The sequence below is a fragment of the Arthrobacter sp. sptzw42 genome (assembly GCF_059089685.1).
Map to the genome: position 1 here is coordinate 340,134 of NZ_JBNHEX010000002.1, position 14,479 is coordinate 354,612.

General features: G+C 62.3%; 17 protein-coding genes and 1 pseudogene. 11 read left to right on the forward strand and 7 right to left on the reverse strand.

Annotated features, from left to right (window positions below; all coding sequences use genetic code 11):
- Position 1: 1 nt before the first annotated feature.
- From AC5RT4_RS03675 to AC5RT4_RS03695, 5 genes are all read left to right on the forward strand, one after another.
- On the forward strand, positions 2 to 364 hold the full coding sequence (locus AC5RT4_RS03675; protein WP_494039857.1) for a UBP-type zinc finger domain-containing protein: 363 nt from the start codon (positions 2 to 4) through the stop codon (positions 362 to 364).
- Between the two features lie 65 nt (positions 365 to 429).
- A complete protein-coding gene (locus AC5RT4_RS03680; RefSeq protein ID WP_494039858.1) occupies positions 430 to 1,122 on the forward strand; it encodes an MSMEG_4193 family putative phosphomutase in 693 nt (230 codons plus the stop codon).
- Positions 1,123 to 1,146: 24 nt separating this feature from the next.
- Entirely contained in the window at positions 1,147 to 1,701 is a 555-nt protein-coding gene (locus AC5RT4_RS03685) for a DUF3090 domain-containing protein (RefSeq protein ID WP_494104885.1), read from the forward strand.
- A 2-nt stretch (positions 1,702 to 1,703) separates the two neighbouring features.
- Positions 1,704 to 2,471 carry an SCO1664 family protein gene (locus AC5RT4_RS03690; RefSeq protein WP_494039860.1) on the forward strand — a complete coding sequence of 256 codons (768 nt, stop codon included), beginning with the start codon at positions 1,704 to 1,706 and terminating at the stop codon, positions 2,469 to 2,471.
- Between the two features lie 880 nt (positions 2,472 to 3,351).
- Complete coding sequence (locus tag AC5RT4_RS03695; RefSeq protein ID WP_494039861.1) at positions 3,352 to 3,783, forward strand: hypothetical protein; 432 nt, start codon at positions 3,352 to 3,354, stop codon at positions 3,781 to 3,783.
- Between the two features lie 93 nt (positions 3,784 to 3,876).
- On the opposite strand, the gene AC5RT4_RS03700 is transcribed toward AC5RT4_RS03695, so the two are convergent.
- Both AC5RT4_RS03700 and AC5RT4_RS03705 read right to left on the reverse strand, forming a co-directional pair.
- Entirely contained in the window at positions 3,877 to 4,773 is an 897-nt protein-coding gene (locus AC5RT4_RS03700; RefSeq protein ID WP_494104886.1) for a DNA/RNA non-specific endonuclease, read from the reverse strand.
- A gap of 60 nt (positions 4,774 to 4,833) precedes the next feature.
- Positions 4,834 to 5,394 (reverse strand): RBBP9/YdeN family alpha/beta hydrolase, encoded by a 561-nt coding sequence (locus AC5RT4_RS03705; RefSeq protein ID WP_494039863.1) that lies wholly within the window; start codon positions 5,392 to 5,394, stop codon positions 4,834 to 4,836.
- A 272-nt stretch (positions 5,395 to 5,666) separates the two neighbouring features.
- Here AC5RT4_RS03705 and AC5RT4_RS03710 point away from each other — a divergent pair, with 272 nt between their 5' ends.
- The 3 genes from AC5RT4_RS03710 to AC5RT4_RS03720 all read left to right on the forward strand — a co-directional run bounded on the left by AC5RT4_RS03710 (position 5,667) and on the right by AC5RT4_RS03720 (position 7,239).
- Positions 5,667 to 6,212 (forward strand): AMIN-like domain-containing (lipo)protein, encoded by a 546-nt coding sequence (locus AC5RT4_RS03710; RefSeq protein WP_494039864.1) that lies wholly within the window; start codon positions 5,667 to 5,669, stop codon positions 6,210 to 6,212.
- A 323-nt stretch (positions 6,213 to 6,535) separates the two neighbouring features.
- Positions 6,536 to 7,021, forward strand: coding sequence for a PI-PLC domain-containing protein (locus tag AC5RT4_RS03715; protein ID WP_494039865.1), 486 nt, complete (start codon positions 6,536 to 6,538; stop codon positions 7,019 to 7,021).
- Positions 7,018 to 7,239, forward strand: coding sequence for a glycerophosphodiester phosphodiesterase (locus tag AC5RT4_RS03720; RefSeq protein WP_494039866.1), 222 nt, complete (start codon positions 7,018 to 7,020; stop codon positions 7,237 to 7,239). Before AC5RT4_RS03715 ends, AC5RT4_RS03720 begins: the two co-directional genes overlap by 4 nt.
- 44 nt (positions 7,240 to 7,283) lie before the next feature.
- Here the strand turns inward: AC5RT4_RS03720 and AC5RT4_RS03725 are convergent, their stop codons facing one another.
- Positions 7,284 to 7,475 carry a three-helix bundle dimerization domain-containing protein gene (locus tag AC5RT4_RS03725; RefSeq protein WP_494039867.1) on the reverse strand — a complete coding sequence of 64 codons (192 nt, stop codon included), beginning with the start codon at positions 7,473 to 7,475 and terminating at the stop codon, positions 7,284 to 7,286.
- Positions 7,476 to 7,731: 256 nt separating this feature from the next.
- On the opposite strand from AC5RT4_RS03725, the gene AC5RT4_RS03730 reads away from it, so the two are divergent.
- The 3 genes and pseudogenes from AC5RT4_RS03730 to AC5RT4_RS03740 form a co-directional block, all read left to right on the forward strand.
- Positions 7,732 to 8,229 (forward strand): DM13 domain-containing protein, encoded by a 498-nt coding sequence (locus AC5RT4_RS03730; protein WP_494039868.1) that lies wholly within the window; start codon positions 7,732 to 7,734, stop codon positions 8,227 to 8,229.
- Positions 8,226 to 8,816, forward strand: a complete 591-nt coding sequence (locus AC5RT4_RS03735) for a hypothetical protein (protein ID WP_494104887.1) — start codon at positions 8,226 to 8,228, stop codon at positions 8,814 to 8,816. Before AC5RT4_RS03730 ends, AC5RT4_RS03735 begins: the two co-directional genes overlap by 4 nt.
- A 301-nt stretch (positions 8,817 to 9,117) precedes the next feature.
- Positions 9,118 to 9,332 (forward strand): annotated as a pseudogene (locus tag AC5RT4_RS03740) (integrase core domain-containing protein); the annotation flags it as partial.
- 66 nt (positions 9,333 to 9,398) lie between these two features.
- On the opposite strand, the gene nrdF reads toward AC5RT4_RS03740, so the two are convergent.
- From nrdF to nrdH, 4 genes are all read right to left on the reverse strand, one after another.
- Positions 9,399 to 10,373 (reverse strand): class 1b ribonucleoside-diphosphate reductase subunit beta, encoded by a 975-nt coding sequence (gene nrdF, locus AC5RT4_RS03745; protein ID WP_494039870.1) that lies wholly within the window; start codon positions 10,371 to 10,373, stop codon positions 9,399 to 9,401.
- 762 nt (positions 10,374 to 11,135) lie between these two features.
- On the reverse strand, positions 11,136 to 13,256 hold the full coding sequence (nrdE, locus tag AC5RT4_RS03750; RefSeq protein WP_494039871.1) for a class 1b ribonucleoside-diphosphate reductase subunit alpha: 2,121 nt from the start codon (positions 13,254 to 13,256) through the stop codon (positions 11,136 to 11,138).
- 20 nt (positions 13,257 to 13,276) lie between these two features.
- On the reverse strand, positions 13,277 to 13,729 hold the full coding sequence (gene nrdI, locus AC5RT4_RS03755; RefSeq protein ID WP_494104907.1) for a class Ib ribonucleoside-diphosphate reductase assembly flavoprotein NrdI: 453 nt from the start codon (positions 13,727 to 13,729) through the stop codon (positions 13,277 to 13,279).
- Between the two features lie 128 nt (positions 13,730 to 13,857).
- Complete coding sequence (nrdH, locus tag AC5RT4_RS03760; protein WP_050054847.1) at positions 13,858 to 14,103, reverse strand: glutaredoxin-like protein NrdH; 246 nt, start codon at positions 14,101 to 14,103, stop codon at positions 13,858 to 13,860.
- Between the last annotated feature and the right edge of the window lie 376 nt (positions 14,104 to 14,479).

The following is a 14,479-nucleotide window of genomic DNA, read 5'->3' on the forward strand; positions in this document are numbered from 1 at the left end:
CATGGAGGAGCGCCATATCCCAGGAATCAGCCTCGGCGCCACACCCAGTGGACCCGGGTGCCTGGAGTGCCTCGGCGGTGACGGCCCGGGATGGTGGCTGCACCTGCGCCGGTGTGCGCAATGCGGCCACATTGGATGCTGCGATTCATCACCCTCGCAACATGCCAGTCTCCACGCCCTCACGGCCGGTCACCCCGTCATCAGGTCCTTTGAACCTGGGGAGGACTGGTTTTACGAGCACACCACGAAGAAGTTCTTTCGCGGCCCGCGGCTTCCGGATCCTCAATCCAGGCCGCCGGAGCAGCCGGCACCTGCACCGGCGGACAAGGTTCCGGCAGACTGGCAGGAGCGCCTGCACCGGTAGCCGCGGCGCCACAATTAAGCGCGCGACGGCGGGCTTCACCGAGGGACGCTGGTTAGGCTGGGTGGATGGCGACAGTTCTTCTCGTGCGGCACGGCCGCACCACAGCCAATGCCACCGGGCTGCTGGCCGGTCGGGCCGCAGGCGTCGGCCTGGACCAGGTCGGCCGCGAGCAGGCGGCGTTGACCGGAGAGCGGCTCGCGGGCGTGCCCGTAGTTGGGGTGGTTTCCAGCCCTCTCGAGCGCTGCCGGCAGACCGCCCAGCTCATCCTCGACCGCCAGGCCGGCTCTCCGTACGCGCCGGTGGACCCCGACCTCACCGAGTGCGATTACGGCGAGTGGCAGGGCCGCACGCTCAGTGATCTCGCCACGGAGGATCTGTGGCCGGCTGTGCAGTCGCAGCCGTCCGCCGTCGTATTTCCCGGCGGTGAGTCCATGGCTGCCATGCAGGCTCGGGCGGTAGCGGCCATTCGCCGCCACGATGCAGCCTTCGAGGCCGAGTACGGGCGGGGAGCTGTATGGGTGGCGGTGAGTCACGGTGACATCATCAAATCCATCGTCGCCGACGCGCTGGGCATGCACCTCGACCTGTTCCAGCGCATAAACGTTGGGCCGGCCTCCGTATCGATCGTCAGCTACGGCGCCAGCCGGCCGAGCGTGTACGCGACCAACACCGACGCTGGGGATCTGTCCTGGCTGTCGAACGGCGTCCACTCGAGCGACGCGCCGGTGGGAGGCGGTGCAGGGCAAAGGGCGCTCTGAACCTCATGTGCCTAAAATGCTCGTATGCCTACACGTGTTCATGAATTTGCCTGGCCTGATCGGGTCGTTGTTGGCACCATTGGCCTTCCTGGGGCGCGTACGTTTTACCTGCAGGTGCGGGCCGGGACCCAAATCGTAAGTGTCGCATTGGAGAAGCAACAGTCGGCTCTGCTCGCGGAGAAAATCGACGAAATCCTCGACCAGCTTCTGACCTTGGAGGGCAACCCCCACAGTGTTCCCACCGGTACTCCCATAGAACTGGTGGACAATGATCAGCTCGAGGCCGTTCATGAGCAGTTTAGGGCCGGCGCCATGAGCTTAGGCTGGGACCCGACGACCGCCCAGGTCGTCATAGAGGCCTACCCGATCACCGATATCGACCCTGATGGCAGCGACGAAGCCCTTGATCAGGACGAGGCTGACGTGCCCGAAATGCTGCTGGTGCGGATGCCAGTTGGCACCGCCCGCGCATTCGCCAAGCGCACCCGTGAGGTCGTGGGCGCCGGGCGTCCGGCATGCCCGCTCTGCGGATACCCGGTAGACGCCGACGGCCACGTCTGCACTCTGCCCGAGGTGTAATAATGTCCGCGCCCGACCTGATGACCGCGGAGCTGACGCTAACCGGGCGCATTACGACGGCGTCGAACGCCACCTTCGTGGGGACCATCGGCGACGCGACCGTCGTCTACAAACCGGTTGCCGGGGAAAAACCGCTGTGGGATTTTCCCGATGGTTTCCTTGCCCACCGGGAGGTTGCCGCCTACCTGGTTTCGGAGGTTCTTGGCTGGAACGTGGTGCCGCGCACCTGGCTGCGCGATGGTCCCTTAGGTAAAGGGATGGTGCAGCTGTGGCAGGACACTGACCCCGGCCAGAACGCGGTGGACCTCGTTGCGTCGGACGGCGTGCCGAAGACCGGTTGGAAACACGTTCTTGAAGGTCAGGATGAGGACGGGCGGATGGTCGCCCTCGTCCACGAGGACTCTCCGGCGCTCAGGCGGATGGCGGTGTTCGACGTCGTCGTCAACAATGCGGACCGCAAGGGCGATCACATTCTTGCCATGTGGGACGGACACCGGCACGGCGTGGACCATGGGCTCACGTTTCACCGTGACCACAAGCTGCGCACAGTGCTGTGGGGGTGGCTGGGCGAGGCTCTGACCCCTGAGGAGCACGAAGGCATCGATCGTGTCAGCAAGGAACTTCACGGTGAGCTGGGCCGAAACCTGGCGGGCCTGCTCAGCGCCGACGAGATTGCCTCGCTTGCCGCGCGTTGCGCCCGGCTGCGCTCAGCAGGGCGTTTTCCGGCTCCGAGTGGCGGGATGCCGGCGGTGCCCTGGCCGCTGTTTTAAGGCCTGTTCCATCCCGTCACCCCGGGCAGGCAGTGGCTTTGTAGGGCGGAAACTCAAAATCGACACAATTGTTCCCCAAGAAGGGGCAAACGTGCTTCCGCTTTGTCCCTCGGGCTTCCTAGAGTGACTTGCAGACAGCAGATGACTACGTCAGGGGGGACGTATGAGCAGGGCACCGTTGGTGGAGGAAGCACGTGGCGGGAAAGCTCCGGTTCCCGGCCCGCCCAAAAATTCCCTTGTTCGGCCGCGGCCTGCACAGCAGGCTAAGCCCTCTACCGGCCGGGAGCACGAGGTGCAGCGGCTGATCCGAGACCTCGCCGCTCTTGCCGCCCGGCGGCGTGGAAGCACCTCAGGCCGGATCTGATACGCTCCGCCAAAACGGACCTCTGTGGGTGTAGGCAGGGACCGGACCGTCGTGAGTACATTTCCGTGATGGGCACGTGGCCCCGGCTGGAAGATCATCAGCAGATAACGGTCCCTCCACCTCAGTTACGGGTTAGTAAACCTTTTGAGTGGACAGGGGAACCGGACATCCCCAGCACCTACTATGAGCCATGGACACGGTCCCCACGGTATTGCTGGTCTTCTTTGCCGCTTTCGCCTGGATTGGACTGACTGTGATCGTGATCCTGCGGTTGCGTCGGCGGCGTAACGGCTCAACGCTGGTGGCTTCCGCCCCGGCGGAACAGCACACCAGCCACGCTCACAAGCCTTGGCGGCGTGTCCGCCCAGTCACAGGGCAAGCCCCAGTACGTCGCAGGCTGCGGCTGAGGAAAGTCCGCAGGTAAACGCCCCCAATCACCTTCGAGGTCGATGGGTGTAACACGTAAGGCAGCAACGCAGTAGGCTGACGTGACCATGAGCCTGAGGGGGCAGCGCTATGAAACAGCAAGTTTTTGCAGCCGCAGTTGTCGCAGCACTTCTACTGGCGGGCTGCACTTCAGCACCGAAAATCAGCGCTCTTGAGTCTCCAGCCGATGCGGAAGATCAACTTCCTGCCGGGATCACCGTATGGCCGGAGGACGAGATACCTTCCAATACCGTGAGGTTCCTGGTCGAGCACAACGAGGTCAGGTATTTCGGAGCGAAAAGCGACGACGGCCGCAGGGCTTGTGTGGTCGCCGTACGCCAAGACGCTGAGGCCATGTGGGTGGGCGGTTGTTCCGATCTCACGGACGATCATGAGGTCGTCCATGTAAGCGGTGTGGGTGTTGCTGAGACGGTACTGGTGTCGGACGGCTACGACGTCGATAAGCTCCTCGAGGCCGGGTGGAAGCCCATTCATAAGAACATCGTCATCGCCGCGTCCTGAGGCGACACGGGCCAGTAACGCTAATCCGGCTACCGGCGCTGGCCCGCGCCTGTTTGATGGAGGTCCTCAGAGGCTAGGCTGGCGGGTGTTCCCTTACGCGTCCAGGTCAAAGTCAAGATCAAGGCACTCTGTGGACACCAGTTCCCGCCAGGTGGTCCCGACCCGGGCGGTGCGGAGGGTTGCGGCGATCGGCATCCTGTCGGCGGCAACGAGTTGGTCGAGGTTCAGTTCGGTGAGTTCGGCGATATCGCGGACGGGTACCTGGAAGGTTCGGAACGGGCCCAATGGCGGAGCCTCCTCAACGGCGCCCGGCCGCGGCACGTCCGGCAGGTCGGCCAGCTGGGGTGTCTGGTCAACGACATACCCGGTGGCTGCCAGCTCGCCCCCATGGATGAAGGCTGCGACCTTGAAATACCGCAGGGGGATGCCAACTCCCCGATAGACGGGGTCGAGGTCGCTGAAGATCGGCCCGGTAAACACCAGGAGTTTCCGGCTGTGATGGGCGGCGTGGTCCAGGAGGTAGGACTCCATGCCGAGCCACAGTTCCATGCCCTGGTTGAACTTGGCGGCCTGCGGCGCAGCGTTGGTGTAGTGGAATGTGTCCTCGTTGGCCTGTGCCGCCTCGGCCCGGCTCTCACCCCAGACGGCGGACGCACGTCGGACCAGGTGTCCGCGATCGATGTCGTTGCGGGCGTAGACCCGTTCACCCGTCTGCTGGTCTTCACGCAGCCGTGGATCCAGCCGCCAGTTGATTCCTGCGCGGTCCAGGTCCATGAGTTTGCCGCCATCAATCCCCAGTGCTGTCACGGCCGCGAGGCGTTTGTCCGGGCGCATCAGCACTGAGAAGTGCGTGTATGGCAAAAGGACTGTCTCGACCCCGGCCAGCGTCGGGATGGGTACGGTAACGCCCAGGAAGCCCTCATTGTAGCCGCCCCTGGCGGCGAGGTCTTCGACGGTAGCGGTCCGTGCAAGCAATAATTCATCATCCATGCCCGGACCCTATCAGTGCCCGGTGAAGGTGGGGTGTCACCAAGGCGGCGAAGGCGGTTCCTAGTGCGACCCCAGCAGGTCAAGCACGGCTGGGAGGGTGGTCACCCCATCCTTAGCCATGAAGTGTCCCGCTCCTGGTTCCACCTGTAGCTGTGCGTTGAGCCGCCCGGCAAGCTCATCGGACGCTGCCGGCGGCACAAAGGGATCCGCATCCGAGCGGAGAACGGCCCGCTTGCCGATACTCCTGGCCACGCGTTCAACGTCAACGTCCGTTGCAAGAAAGCCATCCAGCTCCGGCAACGCTTCCAGTGGTTGAGTGAAGCCGGCCACCAGCACAAGACCGCCTAGCTCCCATGGCTCCGGCAGCGCCGCGAGTACTCGCAGTGCAGTAACCGCGCCGAGGGAATGTGCCACAACCGCCGTCCTGCTATCGGGCACCCCAAGAGCGGCACTGACAGCGCTCTCCCACGCTGCCGCATCAGGAGCGTCCGGGGCGGGCAGGGAAACGACAGTGACGCCGATGCCTTCTGCTTGGAGTACACCTTCAAGCCAAGGAAACCAGTTAGCATCCGGTGCAGCTTCGTACCCGTGGACAATAATGACGCGCTCGACTTCGCTCATAGGCAATGAGCCTAAGGGGTTGCCGGCAGTCCGGGTAACGACGCCGCGACGGCGGCGCCCGGCGTCGTTACCCGGCGTCACGGGCGGGTCCAGAAACGGCACCAAAACGATTAAAACGGCCGGACGAGAACCCCCGAATTTACTAGCACGTGACCGGGAGGTGGTGTTCTTTACGGTTTCGCCCCGAAGCGGCAACAAGCCTCGTTTTGTGCCCCTCGCACTCCCTAATCTTGAGCTATCCAACCGCCCCACTCCCCTTGGAAGCACCCCCAATGAAAAAACTCCTCCTCTGGCTCACGGCCCTCCTGGCAGCCGTCGGGCTGGGCATTCTGGCACCGGGGCCCGCCTCGGCAGCATCGTATTGCGGTCTCGAATGGGGTTCCCTGGCTAAATCCATGGCCGGGATGAGCTCCGCGTCCGTCACCAACGTCCGGACAGGGCAGCAACCCTGCTTCGACCGGATGGTGGTTGACCTCAACGGCCCTGCGAAGGGCTACACGGTCCGCTACGTCCCGGAAATCATCCAGGACCCCACCGGTTACACGATCCCCGTGTATGGCAAAGCGCGCCTGCAGGTCGTCGTGAATGCACCCTCGTATGACAGCAACGGCAACCTCACCTACAACCCGGCGGCAAAGGCTGAACTGTCCAACGTCGCCGGCTACCAGACCTTCCGGCAGGTCGTTTACGCCGGAAGCTTTGAGGGTTCCACCAGCATCGGCCTGGGCGTCCGCGCCCGGCTGCCCTTCAGGGTCTTCACCCTGGACGGGCCTGGATCCGGTTCCCGGCTGATCGTGGACGTCGCCCACTCCTGGTGACGTAATTGAGAAGGTGCCGCACGCCCGCGATTCGGTGTGCGGCACCTTCTTCCGTGTGGTTCAGCTAAGGCCACCGCGGGCTTCCCAAGCTCCCCAGGTAACTGCCAGCATGAACTTCCTGTCCGCCGGCCAGTCGACCTGAGCGCTCGTCCTGCCCGGAGCCACTTCCCGGGGCCACTCTCCCATCTCTCGGCTTCATCCTCTCGGCACCTGTCGTTGTCGCTTTCGCCACTCCCAGCACCTACGTTTGATCGCATTCGGTCGCCAGGCATCCCCACCACGCACTCGGAGCAGTAGCCACCCTGTCAGCCGCAAACTGCGCTGTGGCCACCAACGGGCAAACCCAGAAGGGCCTTACAGCAAAGGCAGAGGCCTTCACCAAGGTCGACCGCAATACCCAGTGGAACGAAGTCCAGAAGGCCAGCCAGGTGAAGTTCAACATTGTAACTAAGGTCGAAGCCGGCGCCCCCGCGCAGACCGCGTCGCGCGAACAGTTCGTCGACGTCGCCATCCGCGAGATGAAGGCCGTCAACATGGAGCACCGCGTCTCCATCCAAAGCTATGACTGGGGCGCGCTCTGCCTCGTGCAGGACCGCAAACCCGGCCTCCGGACCGTGGCCCTGACCAACAAGGACTTCCTGCAGACCGGCCAGCCCGGCGCCTCACCCTGGCTGGGCGGCACCGACTCCTATGACTTCGGCGGGGACCTCGTCAAGGCCGCTGCCTCCCTTGGCTTCGACGCCATCTCCCTCGTCCACGGAAACCCGCAGAACGGCAAGGTCACCGACCCCGACTACACCCCGTCGTGACGGCCGACATGGTGGAACGCGCACACGCCAAGGGCATGCAGGTCATCCCCTGGATCGTCAACGACCAGCCCACCATGCGCGCCCTCATGGACGCCGGCGGCGACGGACTCATCACCGACTACCTGGACCGTATCCGCGACGTCACGGAGGAACTGTCACTGAAGCTACCCAAGGAGTACGCTCTGACTCCTGGTGCATCTGGCCTGGCAACAAGCTAACCAGCAACCAAGTCGCTGGAAGCCCAGATGTCTGGCGAGTGCGACTACTGTCTTAGCCGGTCCCTGACAGCGCGTTCAACCAGGACCGGAACATAGGCCCGGACCCTGCCTTCGTCCAGGAAGCGGTGCTCCTGCTCGACGATGTCCTCAATGCGTTTCCGCGGCATGTCCGGGTACTTTTCCGCGAGGCGGTCCACGACGTGGTCGAGTGGACGCAGTTCTTCAATGACGCCCATTGGGAGAGTTTCGAGGCGAGGATTCCCAGATGCAAGACTGGATTTTTTCGTCGGCAAGGGCTATTGACCACTACCTGCCCTGGGCAGGTTGCCCCTGGTTCCCACGGTCAGCATGCAGCGCTCCTCCGGGCAGTCCTGGCACAAGCAGCTCGTGACCGGGCAGATCCGGGCCATGGGCTCAATATGTGCGGTGGCCTGGTTGTGCCTCCCCGCCTTGGACTCGGGTAGGGTGCCAAAGAAACGAATCATCGGGGGCATGATGAAACTGGTGCGACGTGTGCTGCTCGCCGGAGTCCTGGTGTCGGTCCTGGCGGGGTGTACTTACTCAGAGCCTGGGCACGATCAGGACACCCGCCCAGTCGAAGCAGCTTCGGCTTTCCCTAGTCCCTCGGCTGTGTCCGCCACGATGCAGGGCTCGTTCCAGTCCCTGACTGCAGCTACCTCTGGCACGGCCACCCTCGAGGTCAACGAGTCCGGCGCAGTTCTGCAGCTAGAGAACATGGCGAGTGAGCCCGGCAAGGATCTTCGCGTCATGCTCAGCCCCGGCACTCTTGCTGCCGGCGTCGGCGGAAATCTTGAATTGTCATCGACGGAGATGATCGAGATTGGCCAATTCCGGGACGGCGCCACCCAACGTTTTGTGATGGACGCACAAATGTGGACGGCCATGCAGGATCCAGCTCGGAGTGTGTTGATCTATGACTACTCCGCCAAGAACACGCGGGCAGTGGCAGTCCTCAGCGACCAGAAGTGAAGGCTCAGGCTAGTGCCTGGGTATATCCCGCTCCGGCCCACCGCTCGTGGACGTTCGCCGCCGTTTGCGTCGTGGTCCCGGCGCTGTCCCTGCTGGTGTTCAACCTGGCGAATCCCATCATCCAGCTGCTGCCCTGGTATGCGGCCGTCTACCTGCTGATCGGGGCCTGCATTTTCGGGCCCACCGGGAAGATCCCGTCGGTTAGGCAGGCCGTGGCGTTCCTGCTGCCCGGCGCCCTGCTCGTTCCCCTGGCACTGTTTAACGTGGGCTGCTGGGCCGGCGGCTGGCTGTCTGGTGATCTTCACCTTCAAAGGCATCTGGCCAATCTTCAGCCTCTGCCTGTTCCTCCTGCCGATCATCCCGCTCACCCGCCTGGCATGCCCCGAGAATGGGGCCCGGCCACTGCAGGCCGGCTCGGAGGCGTTACTGGCCGCGGCCGCGGCCGTGGTGTCCTTCACAACCCCGACTCCGGAGGGCGCATGGGGGTCGCCCTGGATCTATGCCGGCGGTGCAGCGACTGTCAGGCTGATGATCGCGTTCTGGACAAGGGGCTTCCCCCGCCGATCTCAGCGGACCAGGCTCCATGACGGGGCCGTCCTTTAGAGTCCCGCTCCCCGGCTCAATCCATAAACGGGATGAGTGAGACGGGCTTGAGGCCCTGCAATAGCAGGGCCTCCGGACTCCACCTGGCTTGAAAAGGCTGCTACCCTCTCCGGTACGGATGCGGTCATCCGGAGCCAGCGCACCTTGGGCGAGGACGGAACCATTGACGCACACTTCCAAGGGAAGATGCCAACGGTGGCGGAACGCTGCGAGTAGCACGGAGCTTGTGGTTCCTACCCGGGCCGCAGCAGCCATGGGGCAGACCAAGGCGTACCCGTTCGCCGGGTCATGACAGATAACGCCTTCGCCTACCGGCTCTCCCGGAACTTCCAGGACGCACTGGCCGCCAACACATCCTGTTCAAACCCCGGCACCCCTGGCGAAACGGCAAAGCAGTACGCTTCAACCGCACCCTCCAGGAAGGATGGGCCTACCGGCAACCCTTCACGTCCAACCGGGCACGCACCGAGGCCCTGCAGCCATGGCTAAACTTCTACAACAACCACCCCACTGACAGAGAACAACTAGTCGCGAAATCGCCAACTAGGTTCCGATCCCCCAGAAACCTAGAAGTCCCAGTCCTCATCTTCGGTGTTGACGGCCTTGCCGATCACGTACGAAGATCCCGAGCCCGAGAAGAAGTCGTGGTTCTCGTCAGCGTTCGGGGACAGGGCCGAGAGAATGGCCGGGTTCACGTCGGTGACGGATGCCGGGAACATGGCCTCGTAACCCAGGTTCATCAAGGCCTTGTTGGCGTTGTAGTGCAGGAACTTCTTGACGTCCTCGGCCAGGCCCACGCCGTCGTACAGATCGTGCGTGTACTGGACTTCGTTTTCGTACAGCTCGAAGAGCAGCTCGAAGGTGTAGTCCTTGATCTCCTGGCGGCGTTCCGGGGTAACCGTTTCGAGGGCCCGCTGGAACTTGTAGCCAATGTAGTAGCCGTGCACGGCCTCGTCGCGGATGATCAGGCGGATCAGGTCAGCCGTGTTCGTCAGCTTGGCGCGCGAGGACCAGTACATGGGCAGGTAGAAGCCTGAGTAGAACAGGAAGCTCTCAAGCAGCGTCGACGCCACCTTCCGCTTCAGGGGGTCATCGCCCTGGTAGAAGTCCATGACAATCTGAGCCTTCTTTTGAAGGTTCTCGTTCTCGGTGGACCAGCGGAACGCCTCGTCGATCTCCTTGGTGGAGGCCAGCGTGGAGAAGATGGAGGAGTAGCTCTTGGCGTGCACCGACTCCATGAACGCGATGTTCGTGTAGACGGCCTCCTCGTGCGGGGTGAGCGCATCCGGGATCAACGAAACAGCGCCAACAGTTGCCTGGACAGTGTCTAGCAGGGTCAACCCGGTGAACACGCGCATGGTGAGCTGCTGCTCAGCCGGCGTCAGCGTGTTCCAGGACTGGACGTCGTTGGACAGCGGCACCTTCTCCGGCAGCCAGAAGTTGTTGACCAGGCGGTTCCAGACATCCACGTCCTTATCGTCCTGGATGCGGTTCCAGTTGATCGCCTCAACATGGCTGAGAAGCTTTACTTTTTCGGTCATGACTCCGACTCACTTTCTGAAGAGAGACTTGATTTGGCTGAGTCCTCGACGCAGTACTTGCAGTCGGCTTTCTCGATGCCTTTGTTGGTGTGATGTCTGGTGTGTGCGGTGCGCTGGCTGGAAGGCATTGGGCGGCCCTTCCGTACTGCTGACATTTTCGCACGGGTTTCGGCGCTGGCCTTTTTCCCGAAGTTCGGGTTCCCGGCACCCTTCTTTGCTTCCGAAAGCGCCTTCCGTGTTTCCTCGCTGACAGCATGCCCGAATCCCGGATGGTCGGGCCCAAACTTTCCAAAATTGGGGTTATCCGCTCCAGAGTTTGTCCCTTTACGGCTTTCTTCCCACTTCTTGCGTTGCTCTGGGCTGTGCCTTTTACCGTGGAATGGATTGGCAGCACCCGGGCGGCTCAGACCTTTTCTGCCTGTATTCCGGATTCGTGCAGCCTCCCGCATCTCCTCGGTCCAAATGACCCCGGTAGGACCAAGGCCACCATCCGAAACTCCTGCAGGCCTTCTATCCAATCCAGCTCATCAGCGATGAGGTCAACCGGGTTCTGCTTACGAACCCAGTCATAGAACGGGGTCTTCCGTCCCTCCGCGGCCACTCGCAGGTGCTGATGGAAACGACGACTGGCTGTCTTGGTAGTGATACCGACATAGCGGTACTCGACCTCCCGCCGAAGCCGGATGCGGTAGACCAAGCCGCCCGTCGCCGTCGTCGTTTCCATCCTTCATCCCCTACAGAATATCGGCCTAATTCGACTGACTAGAGCATGCAAGAAACACAGTTGTCCACCTCAGTCCCTTCCAGCGCGAGCTGGCGGAGACGGATGTAGTAGATGGTCTTGATGCCCTTCTTCCATGCGTAAATCTGGGCCTTGTTGATGTCGCGGGTGGTGGCGGTGTCCTTGAAGAACAGCGTCAGGGACAGGCCCTGGTCCACGTGCTGGGTGGCAGCGGCGTAGGTGTCGATGACCTTCTCGTAGCCGATCTCGTACGCGTCCTGGTAGTACTCCAGGTTATCGTTCGTCAGGTACGGCGCCGGGTAGTAAACGCGGCCCAGCTTGCCTTCCTTGCGGATCTCAATTTTGGACGCCACCGGGTGGATCGAGGAGGTGGAGTTGTTGATGTAGGAGATCGAGCCAGTCGGCGGCACGGCCTGCAGGTTCTGGTTGTAGATGCCGTGCTCCATAACCGAAGCCTTCAGCGCCAGCCAGTCAGCCTGCGTAGGGATGTGCACCTTTTCGAACAGCTCCCGCACCTTCTCTGTTTGCGGCACCCACTCCTGCTCCGTGTACTTGTCGAAGAACTCGCCCGACGCGTACTTGGACTTCTCGAAGCCGCCGAAGGTCTGGCCGGTCTCGATGGCCAGCAGGTTGGAGGCGCGGATTGCGTGGTACACCACTGAGTAGAAGTAGATGTTGGTAAAGTCCAAGCCCTCTTCGGAACCGTAGTGGACCCGTTCCCGCGCCAGGTAGCCGTGCAGGTTCATCTGGCCCAGGCCGATGGCGTGGCTCTGGTCGTTGCCCTTGGCGATGGACGGCACCGAGGTGATGTTGGACATGTCAGACACCGCCGAGAGTGCGCGGATGGCCGTCTCGATGGTCAGGCCGAAGTCCGGGGAGTCCATGGCCTTGGCGATGTTCAGCGAGCCCAGGTTGCAGGAGATGTCCTTGCCGGTGTCCGCGTAGGACAGGTCATCGTTGTACGTGGTGGGCTGGGAAACCTGGAGGATCTCCGAGCACAGGTTGGACATGATGATCTTGCCGTCAATCGGGTTCTCCCGGTTCACGGTGTCCTCGAACATGATGTACGGGTAGCCGGATTCGAACTGGATCTCGGCGAGGGTCTGGAAGAACTCACGCGCCTTGATCTTGGTCTTCTTGATCCGGGAATCGTCCACCATCTCGTAGTACTTCTCGGTGACCGAGACGTCGGAGAACGGCATGCCGTAGACGCGTTCGACGTCGTACGGCGAGAACAGGTACATGTCCTCATCCTTCTTCGCCAGCTCGAAGGTGATGTCGGGGATGACGACGCCGAGGGAGAGGGTCTTGATGCGGATCTTCTCGTCGGCGTTCTCACGCTTGGTGTCCAGGAAGCGGTAGATGTCCGGGTGGTGTGCGTGCAGGTACACGGCACCGGCACCCTGGCGGGCACCGAGCTGGTTGGCGTAGGAGAAGCTGTCTTCGAGGAGCTTCATCACGGGGATGACGCCGGAGGACTGGTTCTCGATCTGCTTGATGGGCGCGCCGACCTCGCGGATGTTGGTCAGCGCGAACGCCACGCCGCCGCCGCGCTTGGACAGCTGCAGGGCGGAGTTGATGGAGCGGCCGATCGACTCCATGTTGTCCTCGATGCGGAGCAGGAAGCAGGAGACCAGCTCGCCGCGCTGCTTCTTGCCGGCGTTCAGGAACGTGGGCGTGGCCGGCTGGAAGCGGCCGTCGATGATCTCGTCCACCATCTGGGTGGCGAGCTGTTCGTTGCCGCGGGCCAGGTGCAGGGCCACCATGCAGACGCGGTCCTCGTAGCGCTCCAGGAAGCGCTTGCCGTCGAACGTCTTGAGTGTGTAGGACGTGTAGAACTTGAAGGCGCCCAGGAAGGTCTCGAAGCGGAACTTCTTTTTGTAGGCGCGGTTGAACAGGTCACGGATGAAGTTCATCGTGTACTGGTCCAGCGTCTCGCGCTCGTAGTAGTCGTTCTTGACCAGGTATTCGAGCTTCTCTTCCAGGTCGTGGAAGAACACGGTGTTGTTGTTCACGTGCTGCAGGAAGTACTGGTGCGCGGCTTCGCGGTCCGCCTCGAACTGGATCTCGCCGCTGGGGCCGTAGAGGTTCAGCATGGCGTTCAGCTCGTGATACCCCAGGCCCTTGTAAGCGGCAGGCATCTCAGGCTTCTGGGCCCTGGTTACTTCTGTGTCTGCGACAGTCGTGTCCAAAACGTGTCCAATCCATTGTTTACGCGGGTCACGTCTTCTGGCGTGCCCATTAATTCGAAGCGGTAGAGGTGCGGTACTCCGCACTTGGCGGCAATGATGTCCCCCGCCATGCAGTAGTTGTCCCCAAAGTTGGTATTGCCGGCAGCGATCACTCCGCGGAGCAGCTGCCTGTTCTGCGGAACGTTCAGGAACCGGATAACCTGCTTGGGCACAGAACCCTCTCCCCCGGTGCCGCCGTAAGTGGGCACCACCAGCACGAACGGTTGGGTGGCGAGGAGGGGTGCATCCTTGGCGAGCAGCGGAATCCGCGCCACCTCACGGCCAAGCTTTGAGACAAAGCGGGTGGTGTTCTCGGATGCCGAGGAAAAGTAGATGAGCCGGCTGCCGGTAACAACAGCCGGAGCCGGCGCGGAAGCATCCACGCGCTGAGCCGCGGGAGGTTCCTGCGATGTCCGGGATTCCTGTGCTGTGTGGAAGTCCTGGGCTGCTGGTGCTGCCGTCGGAGTCACCTCAGCTTGTTGTCTGTTGCGGGCAGGAAAAGGAGTGACCCCTAGGCCACGGAGGAGACAGCGGAGAGCGCCAGTTCCTCGATCTTGTCCGGGCGGAAGCCTGACCAGTGGTCCTGGTCGGTAACCACAACGGGTGCCTGCATGTAGCCCAGAGCCTTCAGGCGCTCGAGTGCCTCGGCGTCCTGGGAGATGTCAACGCTCTGGTAGGCGATGCCCTTTTTGTCGAGCGCCCGGTAGGTGGCGTTGCACTGAACACAAGCAGGCTTTGTGTAAACCGTTACGGTCATTGTTCCTGTCCCCTTTGTCGAAGTCCTCGCTGGTCCGGTGTCCCGGTCCAAGCTGTATGTCGATACTACATGTAGTGCAGACGCCGCTTCGGAACCCCAAGATGATGTATTACAAGTATGTCATTTAATGCACCTTTAATCCACAGGGAGGTGCCGCCAAAATGTCCGGGATCTCGCTGTTTTAGCGGACGGAATCCACACCCTGTGGAGTACTTAGCCACATTCAACGCCCTGCGTGTCGTGGAAAAGACGGCGTGTCGGTGCCCCGGAGGCGTCCGCCCCCGGCATCGAAAATGGCGCGTAAAGTGACCCCGGGAACCCTTACAGGTGAGCAACACCACGGCCACTAAGTACAGGGAGCGGACATAGCGGCAGC

What these genes read in the sequence shown, in the direction of transcription:
- AC5RT4_RS03675 (WP_494039857.1), top strand. Translation starts at nt 2, where the DNA reads ATGGAGGAGCGCCATATCCCAGGAATCAGCCTCGGCGCCACACCCAGT.
- AC5RT4_RS03680 (WP_494039858.1), top strand. Translation starts at nt 430, where the DNA reads ATGGCGACAGTTCTTCTCGTGCGGCACGGCCGCACCACAGCCAATGCC.
- AC5RT4_RS03685 (WP_494104885.1), top strand. Translation starts at nt 1,147, where the DNA reads ATGCCTACACGTGTTCATGAATTTGCCTGGCCTGATCGGGTCGTTGTT.
- AC5RT4_RS03690 (WP_494039860.1), top strand. Translation starts at nt 1,704, where the DNA reads ATGTCCGCGCCCGACCTGATGACCGCGGAGCTGACGCTAACCGGGCGC.
- AC5RT4_RS03695 (WP_494039861.1), top strand. Translation starts at nt 3,352, where the DNA reads ATGAAACAGCAAGTTTTTGCAGCCGCAGTTGTCGCAGCACTTCTACTG.
- AC5RT4_RS03700 (WP_494104886.1), bottom strand. Translation starts at nt 4,773, where the DNA reads ATGGATGATGAATTATTGCTTGCACGGACCGCTACCGTCGAAGACCTC.
- AC5RT4_RS03705 (WP_494039863.1), bottom strand. Translation starts at nt 5,394, where the DNA reads ATGAGCGAAGTCGAGCGCGTCATTATTGTCCACGGGTACGAAGCTGCA.
- AC5RT4_RS03710 (WP_494039864.1), top strand. Translation starts at nt 5,667, where the DNA reads ATGAAAAAACTCCTCCTCTGGCTCACGGCCCTCCTGGCAGCCGTCGGG.
- AC5RT4_RS03725 (WP_494039867.1), bottom strand. Translation starts at nt 7,475, where the DNA reads ATGGGCGTCATTGAAGAACTGCGTCCACTCGACCACGTCGTGGACCGC.
- AC5RT4_RS03730 (WP_494039868.1), top strand. Translation starts at nt 7,732, where the DNA reads ATGATGAAACTGGTGCGACGTGTGCTGCTCGCCGGAGTCCTGGTGTCG.
- nrdF (WP_494039870.1), bottom strand. Translation starts at nt 10,373, where the DNA reads ATGACCGAAAAAGTAAAGCTTCTCAGCCATGTTGAGGCGATCAACTGG.
- nrdE (WP_494039871.1), bottom strand. Translation starts at nt 13,256, where the DNA reads ATGCCTGCCGCTTACAAGGGCCTGGGGTATCACGAGCTGAACGCCATG.
- nrdH (WP_050054847.1), bottom strand. Translation starts at nt 14,103, where the DNA reads ATGACCGTAACGGTTTACACAAAGCCTGCTTGTGTTCAGTGCAACGCC.